20 protein-coding genes are annotated in these 24,569 nt (G+C 67.1%); 10 read left to right on the top strand and 10 right to left on the bottom strand.

All coding sequences use genetic code 11. The annotated features are described in order from the left end of the window. Positions 1-10 precede the first annotated feature (10 nt). Positions 11-934 carry a LysR family transcriptional regulator gene (locus tag ABC383_RS26870; RefSeq protein WP_413018912.1) on the bottom strand — a complete coding sequence of 308 codons (924 nt, stop codon included), beginning with the start codon at positions 932-934 and terminating at the stop codon, positions 11-13. A 184-nt stretch (positions 935-1,118) separates the two neighbouring features. Here ABC383_RS26870 and ABC383_RS26865 point away from each other — a divergent pair, with 184 nt between their 5' ends. Beyond that, entirely contained in the window at positions 1,119-2,795 is a 1,677-nt protein-coding gene (locus tag ABC383_RS26865; RefSeq protein WP_413018910.1) for an alkaline phosphatase D family protein, read from the top strand. Between the two features lie 31 nt (positions 2,796-2,826). Beyond that, positions 2,827-4,842, top strand: coding sequence for an alkyl/aryl-sulfatase (locus ABC383_RS26860; RefSeq protein WP_413018909.1), 2,016 nt, complete (start codon positions 2,827-2,829; stop codon positions 4,840-4,842). 125 nt (positions 4,843-4,967) lie between these two features. Here the strand turns inward: ABC383_RS26860 and ABC383_RS26855 are convergent, their stop codons facing one another. The 3 genes from ABC383_RS26855 to ABC383_RS26845 form a co-directional block, all read right to left on the bottom strand. After that, positions 4,968-5,159 carry a hypothetical protein gene (locus tag ABC383_RS26855; protein WP_413018907.1) on the bottom strand — a complete coding sequence of 64 codons (192 nt, stop codon included), beginning with the start codon at positions 5,157-5,159 and terminating at the stop codon, positions 4,968-4,970. Positions 5,160-5,231: 72 nt separating this feature from the next. Next, a complete protein-coding gene (locus ABC383_RS26850) occupies positions 5,232-5,486 on the bottom strand; it encodes a hypothetical protein (RefSeq protein WP_413018905.1) in 255 nt (84 codons plus the stop codon). A gap of 289 nt (positions 5,487-5,775) precedes the next feature. After that, the gene (locus ABC383_RS26845; RefSeq protein ID WP_413018903.1) at positions 5,776-6,537 is read right to left on the bottom strand and encodes a DeoR/GlpR family DNA-binding transcription regulator; all 762 of its coding nucleotides are present in this window, start codon (positions 6,535-6,537) and stop codon (positions 5,776-5,778) included. Between the two features lie 238 nt (positions 6,538-6,775). On the opposite strand from ABC383_RS26845, the gene ABC383_RS26840 reads away from it, so the two are divergent. The 7 genes from ABC383_RS26840 (at position 6,776) to ABC383_RS26810 (ending at position 14,066) form a co-directional block, all read left to right on the top strand. Continuing rightward, on the top strand, positions 6,776-7,861 hold the full coding sequence (locus ABC383_RS26840) for an ABC transporter ATP-binding protein (protein WP_413018901.1): 1,086 nt from the start codon (positions 6,776-6,778) through the stop codon (positions 7,859-7,861). A 2-nt stretch (positions 7,862-7,863) separates the two neighbouring features. Beyond that, on the top strand, positions 7,864-8,946 hold the full coding sequence (locus ABC383_RS26835) for an ABC transporter ATP-binding protein (RefSeq protein WP_413018900.1): 1,083 nt from the start codon (positions 7,864-7,866) through the stop codon (positions 8,944-8,946). 1 nt (position 8,947) lies between these two features. Continuing rightward, the gene (locus ABC383_RS26830) at positions 8,948-9,817 is read left to right on the top strand and encodes a carbohydrate ABC transporter permease (protein ID WP_413018898.1); all 870 of its coding nucleotides are present in this window, start codon (positions 8,948-8,950) and stop codon (positions 9,815-9,817) included. Continuing rightward, the gene (locus ABC383_RS26825) at positions 9,817-10,620 is read left to right on the top strand and encodes a carbohydrate ABC transporter permease (RefSeq protein WP_413019334.1); all 804 of its coding nucleotides are present in this window, start codon (positions 9,817-9,819) and stop codon (positions 10,618-10,620) included. Before ABC383_RS26830 ends, ABC383_RS26825 begins: the two co-directional genes overlap by 1 nt. A gap of 1 nt (position 10,621) precedes the next feature. Further along, positions 10,622-10,906: a DUF2160 domain-containing protein gene (locus ABC383_RS26820; protein WP_413018896.1), complete on the top strand. Its 285-nt coding sequence runs from the start codon at positions 10,622-10,624 to the stop codon at positions 10,904-10,906. Positions 10,907-11,007: 101 nt separating this feature from the next. After that, positions 11,008-12,735, top strand: coding sequence for an ABC transporter substrate-binding protein (locus tag ABC383_RS26815; RefSeq protein ID WP_413018894.1), 1,728 nt, complete (start codon positions 11,008-11,010; stop codon positions 12,733-12,735). 206 nt (positions 12,736-12,941) lie between these two features. Further along, on the top strand, positions 12,942-14,066 hold the full coding sequence (locus tag ABC383_RS26810) for an SMP-30/gluconolactonase/LRE family protein (RefSeq protein WP_413018893.1): 1,125 nt from the start codon (positions 12,942-12,944) through the stop codon (positions 14,064-14,066). Positions 14,067-14,078: 12 nt separating this feature from the next. On the opposite strand, the gene ABC383_RS26805 is transcribed toward ABC383_RS26810, so the two are convergent. The 6 genes from ABC383_RS26805 to ABC383_RS26780 form a co-directional block, all read right to left on the bottom strand. Then, the gene (locus ABC383_RS26805) at positions 14,079-15,452 is read right to left on the bottom strand and encodes a beta-barrel domain-containing protein (protein ID WP_413018891.1); all 1,374 of its coding nucleotides are present in this window, start codon (positions 15,450-15,452) and stop codon (positions 14,079-14,081) included. Further along, complete coding sequence (locus ABC383_RS26800) at positions 15,418-17,997, bottom strand: FHA domain-containing protein (RefSeq protein ID WP_413018889.1); 2,580 nt, start codon at positions 17,995-17,997, stop codon at positions 15,418-15,420. Before ABC383_RS26800 ends, ABC383_RS26805 begins: the two co-directional genes overlap by 35 nt. Before the next feature lie 10 nt (positions 17,998-18,007). Next, complete coding sequence (locus ABC383_RS26795; protein ID WP_413018887.1) at positions 18,008-19,426, bottom strand: efflux transporter outer membrane subunit; 1,419 nt, start codon at positions 19,424-19,426, stop codon at positions 18,008-18,010. Continuing rightward, entirely contained in the window at positions 19,423-21,366 is a 1,944-nt protein-coding gene (locus ABC383_RS26790; RefSeq protein ID WP_413018886.1) for an HD domain-containing phosphohydrolase, read from the bottom strand. Before ABC383_RS26790 ends, ABC383_RS26795 begins: the two co-directional genes overlap by 4 nt. Positions 21,367-21,518: 152 nt before the next feature. Then, a complete protein-coding gene (locus ABC383_RS26785) occupies positions 21,519-21,950 on the bottom strand; it encodes a DUF4399 domain-containing protein (RefSeq protein ID WP_413018884.1) in 432 nt (143 codons plus the stop codon). A gap of 49 nt (positions 21,951-21,999) precedes the next feature. Beyond that, a complete protein-coding gene (locus tag ABC383_RS26780) occupies positions 22,000-22,395 on the bottom strand; it encodes a DUF4399 domain-containing protein (protein WP_413019332.1) in 396 nt (131 codons plus the stop codon). A gap of 320 nt (positions 22,396-22,715) precedes the next feature. On the opposite strand from ABC383_RS26780, the gene ABC383_RS26775 reads away from it, so the two are divergent. Then, positions 22,716-24,557 (top strand): SUMF1/EgtB/PvdO family nonheme iron enzyme, encoded by a 1,842-nt coding sequence (locus ABC383_RS26775; RefSeq protein ID WP_413019330.1) that lies wholly within the window; start codon positions 22,716-22,718, stop codon positions 24,555-24,557. Positions 24,558-24,569: the final 12 nt, after the last annotated feature.

Raw genomic sequence — 24,569 nt, 5'->3', positions numbered from 1 at the left:
CTTCAAACCCTCATGCCGCGCCATCCGATGGCGCGGCATTTTCTTTTGCGGCGGCAGCGGTGCGCAGCAGCTCCACCGCGCGCTGCGCAATGGGAGACAGATAGCCGCCCCGGCGCAGGATGCCGATGCGCCGGTCCATGCCCATCAACGCAAGCGGCCGCACCACCACGTTGCCGGGCAGGCCCCCGGCCTGCACATTGCGGGTATTGATCATGCTTATCAGCCCGGTGCGCGCCACTACCAGTATCAGCGCATTGAGCGTGTCGGCCTCGACCACGATGCGCGGCAGCGCCAGGCCGCGCCGGCTGAAGGCGCTGCGCACCTGCAGCCGGGTGAATTCATGCTGGCCCGTCGCAGCCCAGGGATAGCGGGTGATGTCTTCCAGGCTGATCGTCTGCTGTTGCGCCAGCGGATGGCTGCGCTGCATCATCAGGCTGCACGGGTCTTCATACAACGTCTCGCATTCCAGCGCCGCATCCAGGCGTTCAGGCACCGGGCAGACCGCCAGTTCGACATCGCGCCGGCCGACCTTTTCCATCATGGCGTTGCTGAAGGCGGTGGTGAAGGCTACGCTGGCCGCTGGCCGTTCCACGGTCAGCGCCGGCAGCAGCGCTTGCAGCGTGAAGTCCGTGGTGGCGGGCGTGATGCCCATGCGCAGCAGGCCGGCATCGTTGCCGCCGAGATTGCGCGCTTCCTGCACGGCGTCGTCCATGTCGCGGCTGGCTGCCTGCAGGCGGGCATGGAACGCCTTGCCGGCCTCGGTCAGCTCGATGCCGCGCGCGGTGCGCGTCACCAGCCTGGCGCCCACCTTGCGCTCCAGCCGCTGCATGGCCTTGCTCAGTGCGGGCTGCGATATGCCCAGGTGCTCGGCGGTGCCGGTAAAGGTGCCGGCATGGGCCAGCGCCAGGAAGTATTGGAGGTCATCGCCCAGCATGGCATTCCGGGAAGTTATGGATTGAAGCGTGACGGTTATTTTACTTTATGGGTTGGCGGCCCGATAGTTGGCAGCTGCAAGCCGCGCGGCACCAGCCTGCGGCTTGCAGCTGCCATAAGGGTCCGTTATCCAGGGCGCGCAGATGCCGCCGGACCCATGCATTCGATCACACGATGGAGACACCATGCCCAACCGCCTTTCCCGCCGCCAGTTCCTGCAGACCGGCGCCTTGCTTGCCGCCGGCATCGCGCTGCCGGCGTCCGACCTGCTGGCCAGCGACGACTGGCAGGCAGGCGAACTTGCCCACCTGCTGCCCGCCGCCAGCCATGAGCGCTTCCTGATCAAGGCGTCATTCCTTTCGCCGCTGACGGAAGCGCCGCGGCTGTCGGTCAATGGCAAGAGCGTAGTCGGCCAGCGCACCGATACCGCGGGCAAGTTCTGGCGCTTTGACGCCGCCGGCCTGAAGAGCGATACGGTGTACACCCTGCAGATACTGGGCGCCAACGGCCGGGCGCTGTGCGCCACCTGGCCGCTCAAGACATTCCCGCTGCCGGACGCCGCGCCGCAACGGGTGCGGCTCCTGGTCTATACCTGCGCCGGCGGCAATCCGGATGCCAAGGGTCCGGGCGGCATGGAAGCGTTCCGCTCGCTGGCCATCCGCCATGCGCTGCTGGAGCGCGGCCTGTCCTACCGGCCGGATGTCGTGATCGCCAATGGCGACCATGTCTACCAGGACCAGCGCACCTGGCTGGAAAGCGCCAGCCCGACGATACGCAAGGCCGCCACCGACTACTACAACCAGGTCGGCATGTTCGACACCACACAGGCGGTGCTGGGCACGGCCAACGAGCCGCTCTTGAAGAAGATGGTGGACCCGCAGATTGCCCATCTGTATGGCACCCGGCTGCGCTCGACGCCGGTGTTCTTCCTGATGGACGACCATGACTACTTCGAGAACGACGAGGCCGAGGAAAACTTCATCACCTTCCCGCCCGACAATTTCGACCTGACGCTGGCGCGCACCGTGCAGAACATGTACTTCCCCGAATTCCTGCCCGAGCGCAGCCGCTCGCTGATCCTGCCGGGCAGCAATGCGGCCGACCGCGCCACCGGCGCGTCCGAGTGCTTCGGCACCCTGCGCTACGGCAAGCTGCTGGAAATGCTGATGTACGATTGCGGCCGCTATCTGTCGCTGAAGGACAGGCATGCCGGCCTGGTGCCGCCCGAAGCCGAGAAATGGCTGCTGGACCGCACGCGCGGCTCGGATGCGCGGCACATGATCCACATGCCTTCCACGCCCTTCGGCTGGTCGGCCGGCAAGTGGCGCGAATGGTATCCGGATGTGGTGGTGTCGGACGAGATCATGGCGGCGCCGCCTGCGGTGCTGTCGCAGCGCTTCGGCAGCGTGCGCGGCACCAACATGCGGCTGTCCACTGCGCGCCAGAAGTACATGTGGCAGTCGGGCTGGTTCGGCCAGCACCAGCGCATCGTCGAGGCGATGGCGCAGCAGAAGCGGCCCGCGGTGATGATGTCCGGCGACCTGCATGCGACCGGCTGGGATCGCATGACCAGAAGCGGCGACATCGACCTGCGCGCCAATCCGCTGCACATCATCCTCAACGGCCCGCTCGGCACCGGCATGGCAGGCTGGCCCAGCGGTCCGCGCGGCCTCGGCCCCGGCGCGCCCGGCGCGCTGACGCTGGAACGCAATGTGAAGCCGATGGAGAAGAATGGCTTTTCCATCGTCGACATCACGCCCGAGCGCATGGTGTGCCAGCTCTTTGCCTGGCGCGAGCCCGATCCCTTCGATGCCATCAGCCGGCTCGAACCGTATGATGTGCTGGAGATTCCACGCGGCTGATCATGCCGCCATTCCGACGATGCCGATGACCATGAAGACAAACCCACCGGCGCGTCGCGCGCCTCGCCTTGCCGCATTGGCCGCGGCGCTGTCGCTGTGCGCCTGCGCCGGTCCCGGCATCAAACCGGAAGCGCTCAACGCAGGACCGCTGCCGGCCGAGCCGGCCACGGTGCAGTCGCAGCAGGACTGGCTCGGGCGGCTGCCCTTCGCAGACCGGCAGGACTTCGAGGATGCAGAGCGCGGCCGTATCGCCGGACTGGAGCAGCCGCAGATTCGCAGCGCCGACGGCCGCGTGGCATGGGATGCGCAGGCCTATGCCTTCGAAAGCGGCGACGAGGCGCCGGCCACGGTCAATCCCAGCCTGTGGCGGCAGGCGCGCCTGAATAACGTGTCGGGCCTGTTCAAGGTGACCGAGCGGGTCTACCAGATCCGCGGGCTGGACCTGGCCAACATGACCATCGTCGAAGGCGACAACGGCATCATCGTGATCGACCCGCTGCTGTCGGCGGAGACCGCCCGCGCCGGCCTGGACCTGTATTACCGGCACCGTCCGGCCAGGCCGGTCAGCGCGGTGGTGTACACCCACAGCCACATCGATCATTTCGGCGGCGTCAGGGGCGTGATCAGCGAGGACGACGTGAAGGCGGGCCGGGTGCAGGTGATCGCGCCGTCGGGTTTCATGGAAGAGGCCATCAGCGAGAACGTGCTGGCCGGCACGGCGATGAGCCGGCGCGCGCAGTACATGTACGGCGCGCTGCTGCCCAAAGGCGCGACCGGGCAGGTCGACGCCGGCCTGGGCAAGGGCCTGTCACGCGGCACGGTCACGCTGATTGCGCCCAGCCTCTTGATCGAAAAGCCGGTGGAGACGCGCCGCATCGATGGCGTGGACATCGAGTTTCAACTGACGCCCGGCACCGAGGCGCCGGCGGAGATGAACCTGTACTTTCCGCAGATGCGCACCCTGTGCATCGCCGAGAATGCGGTGCGCACCCAGCATAATCTGCTGACGCTGCGTGGCGCCAAGGTGCGCGACGCCAAGCAATGGTCTTACTACCTTGACGAGACCCTGGCCCGCTATGGCGCCAGGTCGGACGTGCTGCTGGGCCAGCATCACTGGCCGACCTGGGGCAGGGAGCGTATCAACCGCCTGCTGGCCGACCAGCGCGACATGTATGCCTACCTCAACGACCAGACGCTGCGGCTGATGAACCAGGGCTATACGCCGATGGAGATTGCCGAGCGCCTGCACAAGCTGCCCGAGCCGCTGGCCAGCCAGTGGTATGCGCGCGACTACTACGGCTCCATCAGCCACAACGTGCGGGCGGTGTACCAGCGCTACCTCGGCTTCTACGACGGCAACCCGGCCAACCTCAACCCGCTGCCGCCGGTGGAGACGGCGCGCCGCACGATCGCCTGGATGGGCGGCGCCGACGCGGTGCTGGCCAAGGCGCGCGAGGCCTACCGGCAGGGGGATTACCGCTGGGTCGCGCAGATCGGCAACCAGCTGGTGTTCGCCGAGCCGGAGAACCAGGCAGCGCGGCAGTTGCAGGCCGCCGCCCTGGAGCAGCTGGGTTACCAGAGCGAGAACAGCACCTGGCGCAATGCCTACCTGAGCGGGGCGCAGGAGCTGCGCAAGGGCGTGGCGGTTCCGCCTACGCAGGGAGCGGCCTCGGCCGACCTGGTGAAGGCGCTGACAGTGCCGATGTTCTTCGACTTCCTGTCGGTGCGGCTCAATGCCGACAAGGCGGGCGGCAAGGCCATGCGCATCAACTGGGTGTTTCCTGACCTGGACCAGCGCTATGCGATGACGCTCAACAACAGCGCGCTGACCTATCGCGCCGACGCCGCGCATGCCGCGCCCACGGCCACCATCACGCTGCGCAAGCCGGTGCTCAACGCGGTATTCAGCGGGCGGACCAAGCCGGGCGACGCGATCCGTTCGGGGCAGATGCAGGTAACGGGTGACCAGCAGGCGCTGGCGGCGCTGTTCGGAATGCTGGACAGCTTCACGCCGTCGTTCAATATCGTGACGCCAGCGGCGCGCTGATGGCGCAACATGCTGCTTGGACATGGGCGTGAAGTGGTGACCAGGCGTAGGGCTTCATACCCGAAGGGCATGACGCCATCGGCGCCCGACAGCGATCGGCCTTCACGCCACGGCATCGCCTACCATCACAGCATCGGAATGGACATGGTGGTGCCGTTGGCCCAGGTGCCGATGATGTCGCCGTTCACATAGGTCAGCTTGATGGGTTTTTCCTTGGGCAGCGTGGCCTGGGTCTTTTCTCCGCCGACCACGCGCGCCATGGCGCTGGCATCGAGTTCGTCGGCATGCTGCAGGTCCTTGATGGTCAGGGTGTTCATGATGTCTCCTTGTAGTCGATTAAGCTGGTTTGATTGCTGCGCCGGGCGCCGCAGCGCCCGGCATGGCGCTGCTTACATCCACTTCGGATAGTGCTTGCCGTAGCTGGTGGAATGGCTGCTGGCGTCCACGGCCACGTCCAGGTTCGACTGCGTCACGACCGGTGAGAACACGCCCACCTGGGTGTTGGCGCCGCCCTTGCCGCCGAGGACGCCGGCCTGGTTGAAGTCGCCGATCTGGGACAGGTTGGCATTGAAGCCGCCGCTGATGGCAGCCATTTGTTGTGCGTCGAGGGAAGTGGCGACAGCCAGGTCTTTGATGGTCAGCATGATGAAACTCCTTGAAGGTGGTTGGTTTGGGTTGGTGAGCTTTTGTCTGGGCTCGCATTCCCTATTGCATAGGCCGTGCCAGGCCGCGAAATCGCGGGAAAAGCCCTGCTGACAAGCCAAAACGATGGCTGGGTGACATTAAAGGCGGGGTATTGACGTGCTGAGGCGCTCATGCCGCCTGGCGCGGCGTATGGTCCTGGCGAACACTTTCCCGGGCGCTGTCGCATATAGCCATACAGTGGCCACGCTTTCCTGTACTCCGTACTGTCCGCAGGCTGATCTGCCTGCCTTAAGCCGCCACCACCACCTGCACCTTCGCTTCCTTCAGCGCCCGCGCCAGCGCTTCCGGCGGCTTCGCATCGGTGAACAGGCGGTCGATCTGTGATGCATGCGCCAGCCTGACCAGCGCCTGCCGGCCGAACTTGTCATGGTCGGCCACCAGCCATACTTCGCGCGACTGCTCGATGATGGCTTGCGCGACCTTCACCTCGCGCGGGTCGAAGTCGCGCAGCGTCCCGTCTTCTTCCAGTCCGGAAATGCCGATGATGCCGATGTCCACCTTGAACTGGCGGATGAAGTCGATGGTCGCTTCGCCGACGATGCCGCGGTCGCGTGCGCGCACCACGCCGCCGGCAATGATGACTTCGCAGTTCGGGTTGTCGGCGAGGATGGCGGCAACGTTGAGATTGTTGGTCACCACGTGCAGGTCGTGGTGATGCACCAGCGCCCGCGCCACTTCCTCGGTGGTGGTGCCGATGTTGACCAGCAGCGAGCAGCCGTGCGGCACCTGGCTGGCCACCGCCGCGGCGATGCGACGCTTGGCATCCCGGTTGAGCGCCTGGCGCTGGTCGTAGTCGATATTCCTGACCGAGGAGGGAAGGCCGACGCCGCCGTGGTAGCGCGCCAGCAGCTGCGCATCCTCCATCAGCTTGATGTCGCGGCGCACGGTCTGCGGCGTGACGGCCAGTTGCTGCGCCAGTTCGTCCACGGAGACAGTCCGGTGCTGACGGACCACATCGAGCAACTTTCTCTGGCGCGGATTGAGCGTCATCCCGTTCTCCTTCGGCCCTTTTTTGCTGCCTCAATATAATCCAAAAAGAACACAAACGAACCAAAAGTTTAAACAATTCGCTTGCGTTTATTTTCAAACCGGGCGTAATCTAATGCCCAGATTGCCTTTCGTCTTATTGTTTTTCCAAGCGCGCACTATATGAGCACCGGCATCGCCGGCGCCAAGATCCGCAGCACAGGCTGATACCGGACGTAGCAAAAGTTACAAGGAGACACCCTTGCATCTGGCACTTGAGAACGTGAGCAGGAAGCATGGCGCGGAAGACCACATCTACCCTCTTTCCATGCAGCTGGCGTCCGGCGCCATCAACGTGCTCCTGGGCACCACGCGCGCCGGCAAGACCACGCTGATGCGCCTGATGGCAGGCCTCGACCAGCCGAGCACGGGCCGCGTGATGGCAGAGGGGCGCGATGTGACAGGCATACCGGTGCGCCAGCGCGACCTTGCCATGGTCTACCAGCAGTTCATCAACTACCCTTCCTTCACCGTCTTTGAGAACATCGCCTCTCCGCTGCGCATCAAGGGCGTGCCCGACCAGGAGATCAGGCGCCGGGTCGGCGACATGGCGGAGCGGCTGCATATCACGCCTTTCCTGCAGCGCTACCCGGCGGAACTCTCGGGCGGACAGCAGCAGCGCACCGCACTGGCGCGCGCGCTGATCAAGGATGCCGGCCTGCTGCTGCTGGACGAGCCGCTGGTCAATCTCGATTACAAGCTGCGCGAGGAGCTGCGGCGCGAACTGACCGACCTGTTCTCGGAAGGCAAGACCACCGTCGTCTACGCGACCACTGAGCCGCTCGAAGCGCTGCAGCTGGGCGGCCAGCTGAGCGTGCTGCATGAAGGCCGGCTGCTGCAGTACGGGCCGACGCTGGACGTCTTCAACGCCCCCGCCTCGGTGCAGGTGGCGCGCACCTTCAGCGACCCGCCCGTCAACCTGATGCCGGCAACGGTTGCCGCCGAAGGGATGGCCATGGCTGGCGACGGTCTCGCGCTGCCTTTGAGCGCTGCGCAGGTGCAGGCCATCGGCAGCGAACGGGAACTGGTGCTCGGCCTGCGCGCCCACAGCCTGCGCCTGGCGCCCAATCCGGGGGACGTGCCTATCCACGCGGTGGTCGACCTGGCCGAGATCAGCGGCTCGGAAACCTATATCCATGTCCACCGCGGCCCGCTGTCCATCGTGGCCCAGCTGCCCGGCGTCCATGTGCAGGAACTGGGCGCGCCCTGCGTGCTGTACTGCCAGCCCGAGGCGCTGCTGCTGTTCGCCACCGATGGCCGGCTGCTGCACGCGCCGGCGGGGAGCTGACCATGGCGCGCATCGACCTGCAGGACTTGGCGCATGCCTACAAGCCCAACCCGTCGGCGCCGTCGGACTATGCATTGCGGCCGATGACCATGCAGTGGGACGACGGCGGCGCCTATGCGCTGCTGGGTCCGTCCGGCTGCGGCAAGACCACCCTGCTCAACATCATTTCGGGCCTGGTGCGGCCCAGCCATGGCCGGGTGCTGTTCGATGGCGTCGATGTGACCGACCTGCCGCCGGAGCGGCGCAACATCGCGCAGGTGTTCCAGTTCCCGGTGATCTACGACACCATGACGGTGTTCGACAATCTCGCCTTCCCCCTGCGCAACCGCGGCTGGAGGCCGGCCGATATCAGGAAGCGGGTCGAGCAGATCGCGGCCATGCTGGAGCTGAGCGCCGACCTGCGGCATCGCGCCAGCGGACTGGCGGTGGACGCCAAGCAGAAGATCTCGCTGGGGCGCGGGCTGGTGCGCCCCGACGTGGCCGCCGTGCTGTTCGACGAACCCCTGACCGTGATCGACCCGCACCTGAAGTGGCTGCTGCGCCGCAAGCTCAAGGAAATCCATCACGAACTCAAGCTGTCGCTGATCTATGTCACGCATGACCAGGTCGAAGCGCTGACCTTCGCTGACAAGGTGGTGGTGATGACGCAGGGCGAAGTGGTGCAGGCCGGCAGCGCGCAGGATCTGTTCGAGGAACCGGCCCATACCTTCGTCGGCTACTTCATCGGCAACCCCGGCATGAACCTGATCCCGTGCACCGTGGAGGATGGCATCGCGCAGATCGCGGGCGGCAGCGTGGCCCTGTCGGCCGCGGCCGCCGAGGCCCTGCGCGGGCAAGGCCAGGCCATGCTGGGCATACGGCCCGAGTACGTCGAAGTGGCCGGCGCGGGAGAGGCCGGCGCCATCGAGGCGAGCGTAATTTCGGTGCGCAATCTCGGCACCCACTACCTGGCCGAGTTCATGGTCGGCGGGCAGCCGCTGGCGGCCAAGCTGCGCCGCATGAGCGGCAGCGCCGGCGAGCGCGCATGGCTGCGCCTGCCGGCCAGCCATACGCTTTACTACGTCAACGACAAGCGGGTGGCGTGACATGAAAACCCAGAACAACCGCGCATGGTTCCTGATCCTGCCGGTCATCATCGCGGTGGCCTTTTCCGCCATCCTGCCGCTGATGACCATCGTGAATTATTCGGTGCAGGACATCCTGAGCCCGACGCAGAAGGTCTTCGTCGGCACCGAGTGGTTCCAGACGGTGATGCGCGACAGCGAACTGCATGAAGCGCTGTACCGGCAGCTGCTGTTCTCGCTGTCGGTGCTGGCGATCCAGATCCCGCTGGGCATCCTGATCGCGCTGTGCATGCCGGCCGAGGGCTGGCGCGCATCGCTGGCGCTGGTGCTGATCGCGCTGCCCCTGCTGATCCCCTGGAACGTGGTCGGCACCATCTGGCAGATCTTCGGTCGTGGCGACATCGGCCTGCTGGGCTACTCGATCAATGCGATGGGCGCCGACTACAACTACACCGGCAACTCCTTCGATGCCTGGGCCACGGTGCTGGTGATGGACATCTGGCACTGGACGCCGCTGGTGGTGCTGCTGTGCTATGCCGGGCTGCGCGCGATACCGGACGCCTACTACCAGGCCGCCCGCATCGACGGCGCCTCGCGCTGGGCGGTATTTCGTTTCATCCAGCTGCCCAAGCTGCGCAACGTGCTGATGATCGCGGTGCTGCTGCGCTTCATGGACAGCTTCATGATCTATACCGAGCCCTTCGTGCTGACCGGCGGCGGTCCCGGCAATGCCACCACCTTCCTGTCGCAATACCTGACGCAGAAAGCGGTCGGGCAGTTCGACCTCGGCCCGGCAGCGGCCTTTTCACTGATCTATTTCCTGATCATCCTGCTGTTCTGCTTCGTGCTGTACAACTGGATGCAGCGGGTCGGCACGGGAGACGGAAAATGATGAACAAGCGCATCACCGCGCCGCTGCTTGCTCTGTACCTGCTGCTGTCGCTGCTGCCGATCTACTGGATGATCAACATGTCGTTGAAGAGCAACGAGGAGATCGTCAGCACCCTGTCGATGTGGCCGCGCGAGCTGACGCTGGACAACTTCAAGACCATCTTCACCGATCCGTCCTGGTACAGCGGCTACATCAACTCCATCATCTATGTCGCCATCAACATGGTGCTGTCGGTGGCCATCGCGCTGCCGGCCGCCTATGCGTTTTCACGCTATACCTTCGTCGGCGACAAGCACCTGTTCTTCTGGCTGCTGACCAACCGCATGACGCCGCCGGCGGTGTTCCTGCTGCCGTTCTTCCAGCTGTATTCGACGGTCGGCCTGATGGACACGCACCTGGCCGTGGCGCTGGCGCACATGGTCTTCAACGTGCCGCTCGCGGTCTGGATACTGGAAGGCTTCATGTCCGGCGTGCCCAGGGAAATCGACGAGACCGCGTATATCGACGGCTATACCTTCCCGCGTTTCTTCGTGCGCATCTTCCTGCCGATGATCAAGTCGGGCGTCGGCGTCACCCTGTTCTTCTGCTTCATGTTCAGCTGGGTCGAACTGCTGCTGGCGCGCACGCTGACCTCGGTCAATGCCAAGCCCATTGCCGCCACCATGACCCGCACGGTGTCGGCGGCCGGCATGGACTGGGGCGTGCTGGCGGCCGCCGGCGTGCTGACCATCGTGCCGGGCGCGCTGGTGATCTGGTTCGTCAGGCATTACATCGCCAAGGGCTTTGCCATGGGGAGGATGTGACATGGAGAACCTGTTCTCGTGGATGGCATGGACCACGCCGGTCGCCATCTTCTTTACCGCCATCGTGCTGATGCTGGTCGGCATGACCATCTGGGAGCTGCGCTCGCCTTCCATCATGCGCCGCGGCTTCCTGCCCATTGCCACCACGCGCGGCGACCGCCTGTTCATCAGCCTGCTGGCCGCCGCCTATATCAATCTCGCCTGGACTGGCCTGACCAACCTGCCGCAGTGGCTGGGCGCAGCCGCCAGCTTCGTGGTTCTGCTGATCGTGATGCGCTGGGGATAGGAGCCTGTGCGGCAGAAGGCTCCGAAGCGCATCCGCAGTCGCGCATTCCTTCCCGCGCGGCTGTCGTCCATACCAGGGAAGGCCTACAGAAAGGTGGAGATATGAGACGCAAACTGATGGCAATCGCGATTGCCGCGACGATGGTGCCGGCGGCAGCCTGGGCTGACATGAAAGCCGCCGAGAAATGGGTCGACCAGGAGTTCCAGCCATCGACGCTCAACCGCCAGCAGCAGCTCGATGAAATGAAGTGGTTCATCGACGCGGCCGCCAAGTTGAAGGCGGCGGGCGTCAACGACATCAACGTGGTGTCGGAAACCATCGACACCCATGTCTATGAATCCAAGACACTGACCAAGGCCTTCGAGGAAATCACCGGCATCAAGGTCAAGCACGACATCATCCAGGAAGGCGACGTGGTGGAGAAGCTGCAGACCTCGATGCAGTCGGGCAAGAGCATCTATGACGGCTGGATCTCGGACTCCGACCTGATCGGCACCCATTACCGCTACGGCGTGATCGAGCCGCTGTCGGACTACATGGTCGGCAAGGGAAAGGAGTACACCAATCCGGGGCTGGACCTGAAGGACTTCATCGGCACCAGCTTCACCACCGCGCCGGACGGCAAGCTGTACCAGCTGCCGGACCAGCAGTTCGCCAACCTCTACTGGTTCCGCGCCGACCTGTTCGGCCGCAAGGACCTGCAGGACAAGTTCAAGGCCAAATATGGCTATGAACTGGGCGTGCCGCAGAACTGGTCGGCCTATGAAGACATCGCCGAGTTCTTCACCAACGACGTGAAGGAAATCGATGGCAAGCGCATCTATGGCCACATGGACTACGGCAAGAAAGACCCGTCGCTGGGCTGGCGCTTCACCGATACCTGGCTGTCGATGGCCGGCACCGCCGACAAGGGCATTCCCAACGGCCTGCCGGTCGACGAGTGGGGCATCCGCGTGGCCGACGACAAGTGCACGCCGGTTGGCGCCTCGGTGTCGCGCGGCGGCGCCACCAATTCGCCGGCCGCCGTCTATGCGCTGACCAAGTATGTCGACTGGATGAAGAAATATGCGCCGCCCGAAGCGCAGGGCATGACCTTCTCCGAAGCCGGGCCGGTGCCGGCCCAGGGCCAGGTGGCGCAGCAGATCTTCTGGTACACCGCGTTTACTGCCGGCATGACCAAGACCGGCCTGCCGGTGGTGAACGCCGACGGCACGCCGAAATGGCGGATGGCGCCCGGACCGCACGGCCCGTACTGGAAGGATGGCATGCAGAACGGCTACCAGGACGTCGGCTCGTGGACCTTCTTCAAGTCGACCCCGGACAACCGCAAGGCCGCGGCCTGGCTGTATGCGCAGTTCATCAACTCCAAGACCGCGTCTCTGAAGAAGTCCATCGTCGGCGTGACCTTCGTGCGCGACTCCGACATCCGGCATGAGTATTTCACCAAGAACGCCGCCAAGTACGGCGGCCTGATCGAGTTCTATCGCAGCCCCGCGCGGGTTGCATGGACGCCGACCGGCAACAACGTGCCCGACTATCCGAAGCTGGCGCAGTTGTGGTGGAAGAACGTGGCGGTCGCCGTCACCGGCGAGAAGACGCCGCAGGCCGCGATGGACAACCTCGCCGAGGAAATGGACCAGGTGATGGCCAGGCTGCAGCGCGCCGGCATGAAGAACTGCGCGCCCAAGCTCAATGCCAAGAGCGACCCAGGCAAGTGGCTGTCGGACACCGGCGCGCCCTGGAAGAAGCTTGCCAGTGAAAAGCCCAAGGGCGAAACGATTGCCTATGAGAAGCTGCTGCAGGCATGGAAGGAGGGAAGGGTGAAGTAAGGCAGGCAAGGCGCAGGGAGGTGCTGGGCCAGGGCCGGTTTCCGGCTCTGGCCTGTTACGCCAGATCGGGCGGCTTGTGTTTCGACAAACAAGAAGCGGAAAACCGCCGGGCGCCGGGAGCGGCGCAAGAACTCTGCCGGCTCAATAACTCTAATCCGGGAAATGCGCGGGCGTCCCGCCCGCCTTGAACCGAATTGGAAAGTCAGATGAGCTTACTCAAATCGACATTCGCCGTTCTCACCGGCGCCTGTCTCTGCAGCATGGTTTCCGCACAATCCCCATCGAAGGAGCACGGCGCGCAGGCGCGCCTGCAGCAGGTGGCGCAATTCGACCACCAAGTGACTGGCGTCACCGTGGCGAAAGACGGCCGCATCTTCGTCAACTTCCCGCGCTGGACCGAGGATGCGCCGGTATCGGTGGCCGAAGTCGCCAGCGACGGCAGCATCAAGCCCTACCCCGACCAGACCTGGAATGCGTGGCGCAATGCGAAGCGCGATGAAATGGATCCGGGGCAGCATTTCGTCTGCGTCCAGAGCGTGGTCGCCGATCAACAGGGCAACCTGTGGGTGCTCGACCCGGCGGCGCCGGCGCAGAGCACGCTGGTGCCGGGCGGTCCCAAGCTGGTCAAGATCGACCTTGCAAGCAATGCCGTGAAACAGGTCATCGCGTTCGACCAGACGGCGGCGCCGCAGGGCAGTTACCTGAACGACGTGCGCTTCAGCAGCGACGGCCGGCTTGCCTACATCACCGATTCCGGCGCCAGGGGCGCGCTGCTGGTGGTGGACCTGACCAGCGGCAAGGCGCGCCGGCTGCTCGACGGCCATTCCAGCACGCAGCCGGAAAAGGGCGTGGTGATCAAGACCGACGGCAAGCCATTGCGCCGGCCCGACGGCCGCGGCGTGGAGTTCGCGGCGGACGGCATCGCGCTGTCGCCGGATGGAAAGTACCTGTACTGGCAGGCGATCAAGGGGCGCACGCTGTACCGCATCGCCACCGGTGCGCTGGATGATGCCGCGCTGCCGGCAAAGTCGGTCGAGGACAAGGTGGAGAAGGTAGGCGAAAACGGGCCAGCCGATGGCCTGCTGTTCGACCGCAAGGGACGCATGTATATCAGCGCGGTCGAGGAAAACGCGATCAAGGTCAGGGAAGACGGCAAGGTGTCGGTGCTGCTGCAGGACAGCCGCCTGCGCTGGCCGGACACCTTCGCGCTGGGGCCGGACGGCGCGGTCTATGTGACCAGCTCGCGCATCATGGACATGCACTGGTTCAAGCCGGAAAACCCGCCGGCGTTGAAAACGACCTTGTTCCGCATCGAGGGCACGCCCCGGTAGATACGGCGGCGCTCAGCCGCCGACCTGGCGGAAGGGATCGAGCGCCAGGTCGATCAGCCTGCGTTCGCGCACCACCAGCTCGGCGGTGGCCACCATGCCGTAGTGCAGCGGGTATCGGCGGGGGCCGACCTGGTAGTAATCCTGGCTCAGCCGGATGCGGCCTTCATACACCAGCTGCTTGGACTGGGCCGATGCCTTGGCGGCCGGCGCGATGAATTCCAGCATGCCGTCGATCAGCCCGTAGCGCTGGTAGGGAAAGGCGTTGAACTTGAGCTTGGCCGCCAGCCCCTCGCGCAGGAAGCCGCGGTCTGCTTCTGCGATTTCGATCTTCAGCACCGGCCGCGCGCCCTTGGGAGCAATGCCGCCCAAGGGCGTGTTGGCCTGCAGCTTGTCGCCCGGCTGGGTCGAGGTGACGTCGGTGACGACGCCATCCACCGGCGCCAGGATCAGCAGGAAGTTGTCCTTGTCGATGTTCTCGAAGCGGATCCGCGCCGCCGCTTCGGCCACCAGCCGGGCGGCCTGGACCTGCAGGCGCAGCTTGTCCTCGGTGCTGCCGATCTCGCGCACGGCGGCTTCGTACTGCAGCCGCAGCCGGCCCAACTCCTGGCCGCTGGTTTCGAGCTGCGCACGGGCCTGGCCGAATTCGATCGCCTGGCGGGCAGTCAGCTCGGACAGGCGCGACTGCGCGACCCGCAGCGCATTGTCGGCCGCCTGCAGCGCATTTTTCTTGGCTTCCACCTGCACCTGCGACACGCCGCCGCCGCCGGGCAAGGCCAGCAGACGGGCGTACTTGTCGGCTTCCTCGCGCGCGGCGTCGCGGGCGCGGCGGGCATCCTCGACATTGGTGCGTGCTTCCTGCAACTGCGCGCGCTGGGTTTCGGCCAGCCGCCCGGTGCCTTCGGCCATGCGCTTTTCATGCTGGAACTCTTCCAGCTCCATCTGCTGCTTGAGCGTGGCGGCGCGCCGTTCCAGCAGCGCGCGGCGCTCCGGAAACTCTTTCCATTCCCGCTCGGCGGCTTCCAGCTTCAGCTGCGCTTCCAGCGCGCTGGTGGCGGCCTCGATCGCGCCGCGTGCATTGAGCCTGGCCACCACGTCGCCGGTGGAGACCGGCTGGCCCTCGGCCATGTAGAGGTTGGCCAGCTCGCCATCCACCGGCGCATACATGCGCCTGACCTCCGACTCCGGCGCCAGCGCACCCTGCGCGCTGACGATCACATCCGCATGGCCGAAGAAGGACCAGAGCAGGCCGGACACCACCAGTCCCAGCAGGGCCATCACGATCAGCCGGGTGAAGCGCCACGGCTCGGCGGTGAGCACCGCGATGCCTTCCGCGCTGTGGTCTTCCAGCGCTTCAGCGAGCGGTTTCGGTGTTGCGTCTTTCGCCATTGTCCTGCCCTCCCAGCAATGTCAGCTTGGCCCTGAGCACGCCGGGTTCCAGGGTGCCGCGGGCTTCCTGGAGCAGGGCGCGCTGCAGCCGCGCCTCGGCCAGGATCTCCTGCTCGGTGCGGCGCCACGGCTCCGGTATCGGAAGGCGCAGCTGGCCGGCCCGGCGCCGTCCCTGTTGCGCCGCTTCCTGCGCGGCCGCGAGCAGGCCGGCCTGGCTGCGGAAGCGTTCCGATACGGCGGCTTCCAGCCGCTGTCGGCCCTCGATGCCGCCGCCGTCGCGGTACTGGCGCCACAGCGTTTCGGCGCGCGCCATGTCCTGCTGCGCCTGCCGGCTCGCCGCGGCGCGGTCCAACTGCAGATCCTGTTCGGCCGCCCTGACGAAATAGCGGTCGTCGAGCGGATCGAGGCTGGCGTAGAAGGCCAGCACGCGCTCGTCCTGCCCGGGGCTGCCGCGGGTTTTCTGCAGTGCGCTGAATTGCGCCATCACCGACTTCTTGCGGGCCAGCTCGGCGGCCGCTTGCGCCGCCCATGGCCCATTGGCGAGCTTGGCCAGCGCGGCATAGGCTTCCTCGGCCCGGCCGGCCTGCCAAGCCGCCGCCACGGGGCCATAGGCCTTCTGCACTTCGGGCGGCGGCAGCGCGCCGCCGGCGGCCAGCGACTGGTACTTCGCCTGGAATAGCGGCGTGGCAAAGCGGGCCGAGGCCAGCAGCGCGGCCAGCGGGCCGAGCTGCCGCCGGTGCGCCGCGTCCTGGATGCGCTGGTACAGCTGCAGGTCGTCCCGCACCGCGTCCAGCCCGCCCAGCCGCGGATATTTCTGCTGCGCCTCGGCCAGCAGCGGCTCGATCGCGTCCGGCCGGTCGCGCCCGAGTTCGGCGGCGATCGATGCCTTCAGGCGCTCTATCGCCGCCATGTAGACCGCGTCGTCGCTCTGCAGCCGGCGCAGGTGGCTCAGGGCAGCGGCGTAGGTATCGCCGAATTCCGGCACAAGCGACGCCACCCGGCTAAGCAGGCGCTGGTGCGCGGCGGTGTCGTCGTTCCACCATTGCAGCAGCGACTGCATCTGCTGCTCGTCGGCATAGATGCGGATCGGCGCGTCGGCTGCGGCGCGGGGCGCCATGTAGCGTTCAAGCTTGTCTATCCAGCCCAGTTCGGCCGCCATCGCGCGCAGGTCGGGATTGCCTGCGGCCGCGCCGGCCAGCCTGGCCAGTGCCGCGTCGGCGCCATCGAAGTCGGCGCGCTTCAGGCTGGCCAGCCAGGGCGGGACATGCGCCTTCAGCGCCGCTTCGGTGGCCATCGCGGCCAGCGGCGCATTCGCTGGATGCCGCTGCAGTTCCGCGCTTGCCAGCGCGGCGGCCCGTGCCGGATCGCCGCCGGCCAGCAGGTCCCTGACCTGCTGTTCCGGCCCTTCGCGGCTCAGCAGCACCGCCAGCGCGATGCCGCCGGCAATAGCCAGCGCGGTGAACCAGAGCAGCGGGCGCCGGCCCTTCCGCGGAGCATCCTCGCACAGCGCCGCGGCCATGCCGGCTGCCAAGTGTCCGATGCGGCTGCGGCGCCGGCCGTCCGCTCCCGGCTGCGGCCCGGCGTGCGCGGCCGGCTCGGCGGCGGCATCGGGCGGCTGCTGCTCCGCCACCGGGCTGCAGAAGATGTTGAGGAAGGATTCGGCGGCGGCCACGAAGGTGGTGCGCTCGGCATCGCCCTCCGGCGCGGCGGACGGCAGCGAAGGCGACGAGGCCGGTGTGGATGCTGCCGCCGAAGAGGACGCGGCCGTCAGCCCCTGCGGCGCCAGCATCGTCACCGTTGGCTCCAGACTGCCGGCGCCGGCTGCGCTGCCCGGCCGTTCGATGCTTGTCGTGTAGACGAAATGGGTGCCGCCGAAGGCCAGCAGGTCGCCGTCGTCCAGCCGCCGCGCATGTTCGTCCAGCCGTGCGCCATTGACGAAGGTGCCGTTGGTGCTGCCCAGGTCTTCCACGAACGGCGCGCCGCCGCGCAGAAAGATATGGGCATGCCGGCGCGACAGGTAGTCCAGCTGGCGCGGATGGCTGTCGCGGTACTGCGCGAACGCGGCTTCGGTCTTGCCAACCAGGAAAGGAAACGCCGTCACCACGATGGCCTGCAGCCCGCTTTCCAGCTGCTGCGGCGTCAATGTCAGGCTATTGGGCGCTGCCGCCTGCGCCGGCCGCCGCGCCGAGCGGCGCAGGCCCACCCGGTAGGTCAGCGCGCCGCCGAGGACGATCTCGTCGCCTTCCTGCAGCAGGCTGGTCTTCTGGCGGATGTCGGCGCCGTTGACGGTGGTGCCGTTCTTGCTGCCCAGGTCGGCGATATAGGCGCTGCCATGCTCAAGGAAAATGCGGGCATGGCGGCGCGACAGCCTGTTCGAGAGCGCCGCCGGATAGCTGCTGAACGGCAGCTCGTTGCGGCCGATCGCAAACAGCGTCTCGCCGATCACGATCTCGCCCAGCGCCGGCTCGGACAGCGGCGTCAATACCACGTCCAGCTCCTGCGCCGCGGGCTGGGCCGGGTTGTCGTCTATCAGCGCGTCCGCCATGGCTGCCCGCTCAGCGCTGTGCTGCGCCGACCTGCACCGCCGGCCAGCCGCCGCCCAGCGCCTTGTACAGCGTTACCGTGTCGGACAGCAGCTGCTGGTGGTTGGCAAGCAGCGCCAGCTGCGCCGCCAGCAGCGAACGCTCCGATTCGAATACATCGAGCTGCGACACCACGCCTTCGCGCAACTGGCCGGCGAACTGGCGGACAACGACTTCCAGCTGCGCCACCTGCTGCTCCAGTTCGGCGCGCTGCCTGCGGTGGGCATCGAGATTGACCAGCGCGTTTTCCACTTCCTCGAAGGCGCCGATCACGGTGCGGCGGTACTGCTCCTCCGCCACCTTGGTCTGCGCCTCGCTGGTCCTGATGCGCGCCTTCACGCCGGGGTCGAACATGGGCAGGTTGATGCTGGGCATCAGGCCCACGGTAAAGGTCTTGAGCAGATCGGTGAGGGCGAAGCTGGCGCTGCCGCCGCGCCCGGTCAGGCTGATCGACGGCAGCTGCGCCAGCTTGGCCTGGCCCACCAGGTTGTAGGCTTCCAGCACCCGGTATTCGGCGGCGACGATATCGGGCCGCCGTTCCAGCAGTTGGGAAGGCAGGCCGGCCGGCACCGGCGGCAGCTGCACGGTCTGCTGCAGGCGGCCGGGCGGCACCGTCCATTCGCCTGCCGGCCGGCCCAGCAGCGTGGCCAGCGCGTTGGCGGCCAGGTCGCGGGCGCGGCGCAGTTCCAGCAGGTCGCTGGTGAGCCGGTTGATCTCGGCGCGCTGCTGCAGCACCCGGGTATTGGGCAGCAGCCCGGCCGCATGCATGGCCTCGTAGGTGGCGAGGATCTGGCGGCCGCGTTCCAGCGCCTGCTGCTGCCGCGCCGACTGCTCGTCCAGCTGCAGGATCTGGAAGTAGGCGCTCGACACATCGGCCACCATGCTGAGATAGCCGGCGCGCCAGTCGGCCTCGGAAGCCTGGAAGCCGGCCTGCTGCGCCTGCACGCCTTTTTCGAACTTGCCCCAGATGTCGATATCCCAGTTGACCTGGGTGCCCAGGTTGAAGGTCTGGGAAAACTTCTGCCCGGTCACCTTTTCGAAGCTGGCGCCGGCCCCCGCATCCAGCGTGGGCAGCGCGCCGGCGCGCGCCTCGCCGATCTGGGCCTGGGCCACGCGGCTGCGGGCGGCCAGTATCCGCAGGTCGAGATTGCCCTCGATCGCCTGCACCACCAGGCGGTCGAGATAGGGATCGCGGAATTCCTTCCACCAGTCCGGCCGTATCGTGTCGCTGGCCGACACCGGCGCCGCCTCTTTGGTCGAGAATGCCGCCTTGGCCGGCGCATCGGGCCGCTGGTAGGGCGCCATGCTGACATCGGCGCAGCCGCACAGCGCCGCGCCGAGCGCGCAGGCGGCAGCGCCGGCGCGGCAGGAAAACACGAACAAGGGCTTCATAGCGGCTCCCAGGCGCGCGATTGCACGAATACGTCGAACAGCTGGCGGTCCAGATGGCCAGCCCGGCATTCCAGCGCGATCAGGTCCAGCGCCCGCTCCACCGGCACCTGCTTCTTGTAGGGCCGGTCGGCAGCGGTGAGCGCATCGTAGATGTCGCAAATCGTCAGGATCCGGGTCTGGATATTGATCTGCGGCTCGCGCAGCCCCATCGGATAGCCGGAGCCATCCAGCTTTTCATGGTGGCCATGCGCAATGGTCGGCACGCTGGCCAGGTCGCGCGTCCAGGGAATCAGGATCAGGAAGGAATAGGAGTCGGCCACATGCGCCTCGATCTGGCGCCGCTCGTCCGGCGTCAGGCAGCCGCGGGTCACGCCCAGCGCGGCGTACTCGTCTTCGGTCAGCAGCTTCAGCGGCGCGCCGTCCGGCTGATCGTGCTGCCAGCACAGCGCCGGCGACAGGTCGGGCAGCGCCAGGTCCGGGCTGACCGCCGGCTCGTTGGCCGCGCGTATCGTTTCCAGGAACTGGTCGAGCCGCGCGAACTCCAGCCGCAGCGCCTGTTCGATCTCGCGCTGGCGCTGCCGGAAACCATCGGGCGACAGGCCTTGCGCCGCATGCTGCTCCACCAGCGCATGCCAGGCCTGGCGCTCCAGGCAGGCCCGCACATGCAGGAAGCGCTGCTCCACCACCCGCATGTCGGCATGGTGCAGCTTCTTTTCCTTGCGCAGCACATGTTCGCGCACGCCGACCTTGCCGAAGTCGTGCAGCAGCGCCGCATAGCGCAGTTCACGCACCTGTTCCTTGCTGAAGCGCAGCTGCGCCAGGCCAGGCGCGTCGGCGCGGTCCACCGCGGTGATCAGCCGCTCGGCATAGCCCGCCACCCGGAAGGAATGGCCGGCGGTGACCGGGTCGCGTTCCTCGATTGCCTGCACCGAGGCGCGCACGAAGCCGTCGAGCAGCCGTTCTATGTCGGAATACAGCTGGAAGTTCTTCAGCGCCACCGCGGCTTCGGCGCAGACGCCGGTCAGGATCTCCAGGTCGGCTTCGCGGAAGGCATACGGGTCGGACGAGGTGTCGACCTGGATCAGGCCCAGGCATTCGCCCTCCAGCAGCAGCGGCACGCACATCACGCTACGTATGGCCTGGGAAATGATGGACTCCTGCGCGCCGAAATGGCGGTCGGCCAGGGTGTCGACCGACAGCACCGAGCGCTTCCTGTCCAGCACCTCGCCGACGATGGTGCGCGACATCACCACCTGGCCCGGGTCCACCACGGTGCCGTCGCGCCAGCGCGCCGCCGCCGGCACCGGCGCCTCGCCTTCCTTCTTGCGCAGCAGGATGAAGGCCCGTTCCGCCAGCGGAAACAGCTGGAAGATGAAGTTCATGATCTTTTCGGTCAGGGTTTCGCGGTCGGTCACGGCGCCCAGCGCGATACCCACCTGCGCCATTGCATGGAGCTTCAGCATCAGGCGCTGGTCCCCGGTCTGGCTGGCGTCGGGAGCGGCCAGCCGGGTCAGGTCCTGGGCGTCGATCGAGCGGGTGATGACGGTGGGCAGGCTGTCGGCGGCCGGCACCATCAGCGAGTGGAAGCCCAGCGCAATGGCGGCAATGGCAATCTCGTCGCCGTCGCGCAGCGGGTACCACACGCCAGGCTGCAGCCGCTTGCCGCGCACGAAGGTGCCGTTGAAGGAATGCAGGTCCTCGATGTAGTAGAGCGCGCCGCGGCGGCGGATGCGGGCGTGGCGGCGGCTGACGGTATGGCCGGGCAGGCGGATCACCCGGTCCTGGGCCAGCGAGTCCTGCGCGGCCCTGCCGATCACGGCTTCGTCATGCAGCGGAAACACCTGCGCCTTTTCCTCGCCCGCGCCGGGCAGTTCGAGGTAGGCTGTGACGCCGCCCGAGCCGGGAAAGCCGGAGGCGGCTGCGGTTTCGCTGCGATCCATTTCATCATTCCCGATGGCATGAATGGCGCCGGTGCTTGCCGGGGCGGGCCGGGCGGCCGAGGCGGGCCTGTTAGCGCCTGGGCCCGGCCGGGGCCTGCACAGTGGCAGCGGCAATGGCCATCTTCATCGCCGCCGCAGGCCGGGGACAGCCTTCATCGCGCCACCACCGTGATCTTCCTCGACACCACCGGCGGGTTGTGCGGAATATGCCGGTCGTCTCCCATCAGCAGCTGCAGCGTATGCCGGCCCGGCGGCAGTTCCAGCATGGTTTCGGTTTCGCCGGCGCCGAAATGGAGATGGTTGCGGTCGTTCGGGATCTCCTGGTCCGGCGGCGGCAGGCCGACATCGATCAGCAGGTGATGATGCCCGGTGTTCGGGTACTTCACGCCCTTGGGCGCAACGCCCATGTTGCGCAGCCCGAACCACACCCGGAACGGCTTGTTGGCGGTGACCACGGAGCCGTCCTGCGGCCAGCCGATATAGAGCCAGGTATCGGGCGCCGACGGCGTCTCGCCGGCCCGTGCGGCGCCGGCGGCCGCGGCGGCGATGGCGCCGATGGCTGCCATGAATAACCGTCTGTCCATGTTCTGCTCCTTTGATGCCGATGCCGCACACATCAGCCGGCGCGGCGGTTCAGCGCACCGTCACCGTGATCCGGCTCGAATAGATCGGCGGCTCATGCGGCACATGGTCCTGGTCGCCGAGCAGCAGTTGCAGCGTGTGCTTGCCCGGCGGCAGTTCGATGCGCGCCTCGGTCTCGCCGGCGCCGAAGTGGAGATGGTTGCGGTCGTTCGGGATCTGCTGGTCCATCGCCGGCAGTTCGGTGTCGATCAGCAAATGGTGGTGGCCGACATTGGCCATCTTCACGCCCTTCGGCGCCACGCCCATGTTGCGCAGGCCCATGCGCAGCCAGAAGCGCCCGCCGTCGATCACGGCGCCATTCGGCGGCCAGATGATATAGACCGACGCATTCGGCGGCGCCGGCGTGCGCGGCGCCTGGGCACGTGCCGGCGACATCGCTGGCAGCATGGCGGCCAGTAAGGCAATCATCAGCAGCTGGCGCATCGCATTTCTCCTTCGGACGCCTGGTCCACGACTGGCCTACTTCCTTTATTTTTCCAAGTTACTCGCCCAGGCGGCGCAACCCCTGAGATAGAGCAAGCTCGCTGCGATAAACGCTGGACAAGGCCCTGCCTCGTGGGCCAAGGTCAGCATGAGGGCTCAGTCGGCCGGCCTGACCCGGCCAGGCCGGCCATGCTCCGGCATGGCTGGCACGGGCAGCGCGCCCGCGGCGCGGCCCTTGCACTCGATGGCATCCGGACGGAGGCGCTGTGTGGCGAACATTCTTGATGACGGGGCTGGCCGTGCTGCTCGCCGCCCAGGCCGCGCTGGCGCAGCCGCAGCAGGCGAGGGACGTCGCGCTGGTGATCGGCAACGGCGCCTATGCGCAGCAGGCGCTGCCCGGCCCGGTGCGGGACGCCGGCGCGGTGGCGGCGGCGCTGCGGCAACAGGGTTACAGCGTGCTGTTGCACGAGAACCTGGACCGGGAGGGCATGCAGCGGGCGCTGCATGAATTCCGGCGGCGTCTGCAGGCCGGCGGGGAAGGGCTGTTCTATTTCGCCGGCCACGGCATGCAGGTCGGCCAGCGGGTCCTGCTGCTGCCGGTGGACGCCGGCACCGCGAAGCCGGCGCATTTGCTGGCCGATGCGCTCGATCTCGACGCGGTGCTGCAGCCCATGGCCGGCAGGCCAGGCGGCAAGCCCATGCTGGTGCTGCTCGATGCCTGTCTTGACAACCCGTTCGGCGCATCGGCGTCGGTCAGGCCGTCGCCGCCTCCCGACATGCTCATCGCCTATGCCGCGCAACCCGGCCATGCCGCCTTCGGCAGCGCCGGGCAGGGGTGGTGGACGGCGGCCTTCCTGCGCGCGCTGGCTGCGGGTGGCGATGCGGGCATGCTGCTCGCCGATGCCGCCGCGCGGCTGGCTGCCGACAGCGGCGGGCTGCAGCGGCCATGGCTGCAGTCGACCTTGTCCGGCCGGTCGGCGCCGATGGCGTCGATGCCGCTGCTGGCAGCGGCGGACCTCGGCGCCAGCCCGGCGGACCATGCGCCCTACCGACGCGGCGTGCTGCCCAAGGACAGCGCCGAGCAGTACGAGCTGACGTTCTGGGATTCGATCAAGGACAGCACCCACGCCAGCGATTACGAAGCCTACCTGCAGGCCTATCCCAACGGCCGCTTCGCCGGCCTGGCGCGCGCTCGCGTCGAACGCCTGAAAGCCGCCGCGCCCAGGCCCGAGACCGGCAAGCCCGAAGCCACCCGGCAGGAGCCGCCCAGGCCGGCGCCGGAGAAGGCCCAGGCGCCACGGCCGCCGGCGAAAAAGCCGGCCGACAGCGTGCCCGCAAGCGCCGCGCCGGCTTCCGATGCGGCCCGCCCATCGACCCCGCCAGCGCCCACGCCACCCTCTGCACACAAGGCCGGCGCCGATATCCAGGACTGCCCGGCCTGCCCGGTGCTGGCCGCCGTGCCCGCGGGCAGCTTCACGATGGGCAGCAACAGCAGCGACCCCAGCGAGAAGCCGGCGCGCCGGCTGACGATCGCCAGGCCGTTTGCGATCGGCCGCACCGAAGTCACCGTGCAGCAATGGAACGCCTGCGTCGAGGCCGGCGCCTGCCCGCGCGTGGCCGACACCCAGCGCGCGCCCAACCTGCCGGCAGGCGATATCAGCTGGGACGATGCGCAGGTCTATGTCAAGTGGCTGAGCAAGGTCAGCGGCAAGCCCTACCGGCTGCCCACCGAGGCCGAATGGGAATATGCCGCGCGCGGCGGCGGCGCCAGCCGCTACTGGTGGGGCGAGGACATGAAGCGCGGCGCGGCCAACTGCCGGGAATGCGGCGAACCCTGGCAGGAAGCCGCGCCGGCGCCCGCCGGCTCCTTCAGCGCCAATGGCTACGGCCTGCACGACATGAGCGGCAGCCTGTGGGAATGGGTGCAGGACTGCTGGCACTCGTCCTACAAGAACGCCCCGGCCGATGCCCGGGCCTGGGAAGAGGCGTTCTGCCGGCAGCGGGTGATACGCGGCGGCTCCTGGCGCGACGGCGCCAGCTACATGCCGGCCAGCACCCGCTTCAAGTACGACGCCAGCGTGCGTCATTCGCAGAACGGCTTCCGGGTCGCGCGCGACCTCGATTGAATCGGCCCTTCC

It is taken from the genome of Noviherbaspirillum phoenicis, from assembly GCF_047237965.1.
In the GTDB taxonomy this organism is placed as follows: domain Bacteria; phylum Pseudomonadota; class Gammaproteobacteria; order Burkholderiales; family Burkholderiaceae_D; genus Noviherbaspirillum_A.
Note: the sequence above shows the minus strand (reverse complement) of the source record. Positions and strands in the feature narration are given on the sequence as shown.

Bases quoted from the DNA above. Each gene is read 5' to 3' on its own strand.
- ABC383_RS26830 (WP_413018898.1), top strand. From the start codon at position 8,948: ATGAAAACCCAGAACAACCGCGCATGGTTCCTGATCCTGCCGGTCATC.
- ABC383_RS26820 (WP_413018896.1), top strand. From the start codon at position 10,622: ATGGAGAACCTGTTCTCGTGGATGGCATGGACCACGCCGGTCGCCATC.
- ABC383_RS26795 (WP_413018887.1), bottom strand. From the start codon at position 19,426: ATGAAGCCCTTGTTCGTGTTTTCCTGCCGCGCCGGCGCTGCCGCCTGC.
- ABC383_RS26855 (WP_413018907.1), bottom strand. From the start codon at position 5,159: ATGAACACCCTGACCATCAAGGACCTGCAGCATGCCGACGAACTCGAT.
- ABC383_RS26810 (WP_413018893.1), top strand. From the start codon at position 12,942: ATGAGCTTACTCAAATCGACATTCGCCGTTCTCACCGGCGCCTGTCTC.
- ABC383_RS26850 (WP_413018905.1), bottom strand. From the start codon at position 5,486: ATGCTGACCATCAAAGACCTGGCTGTCGCCACTTCCCTCGACGCACAA.
- ABC383_RS26865 (WP_413018910.1), top strand. From the start codon at position 1,119: ATGCCCAACCGCCTTTCCCGCCGCCAGTTCCTGCAGACCGGCGCCTTG.
- ABC383_RS26825 (WP_413019334.1), top strand. From the start codon at position 9,817: ATGAACAAGCGCATCACCGCGCCGCTGCTTGCTCTGTACCTGCTGCTG.
- ABC383_RS26775 (WP_413019330.1), top strand. From the start codon at position 22,716: ATGACGGGGCTGGCCGTGCTGCTCGCCGCCCAGGCCGCGCTGGCGCAG.
- ABC383_RS26805 (WP_413018891.1), bottom strand. From the start codon at position 15,452: ATGGCGAAAGACGCAACACCGAAACCGCTCGCTGAAGCGCTGGAAGAC.
- ABC383_RS26780 (WP_413019332.1), bottom strand. From the start codon at position 22,395: ATGCTGCCAGCGATGTCGCCGGCACGTGCCCAGGCGCCGCGCACGCCG.
- ABC383_RS26860 (WP_413018909.1), top strand. From the start codon at position 2,827: ATGAAGACAAACCCACCGGCGCGTCGCGCGCCTCGCCTTGCCGCATTG.
- ABC383_RS26845 (WP_413018903.1), bottom strand. From the start codon at position 6,537: ATGACGCTCAATCCGCGCCAGAGAAAGTTGCTCGATGTGGTCCGTCAG.
- ABC383_RS26790 (WP_413018886.1), bottom strand. From the start codon at position 21,366: ATGGATCGCAGCGAAACCGCAGCCGCCTCCGGCTTTCCCGGCTCGGGC.
- ABC383_RS26785 (WP_413018884.1), bottom strand. From the start codon at position 21,950: ATGGACAGACGGTTATTCATGGCAGCCATCGGCGCCATCGCCGCCGCG.
- ABC383_RS26835 (WP_413018900.1), top strand. From the start codon at position 7,864: ATGGCGCGCATCGACCTGCAGGACTTGGCGCATGCCTACAAGCCCAAC.
- ABC383_RS26870 (WP_413018912.1), bottom strand. From the start codon at position 934: ATGCTGGGCGATGACCTCCAATACTTCCTGGCGCTGGCCCATGCCGGC.
- ABC383_RS26800 (WP_413018889.1), bottom strand. From the start codon at position 17,997: ATGGCGGACGCGCTGATAGACGACAACCCGGCCCAGCCCGCGGCGCAG.
- ABC383_RS26815 (WP_413018894.1), top strand. From the start codon at position 11,008: ATGAGACGCAAACTGATGGCAATCGCGATTGCCGCGACGATGGTGCCG.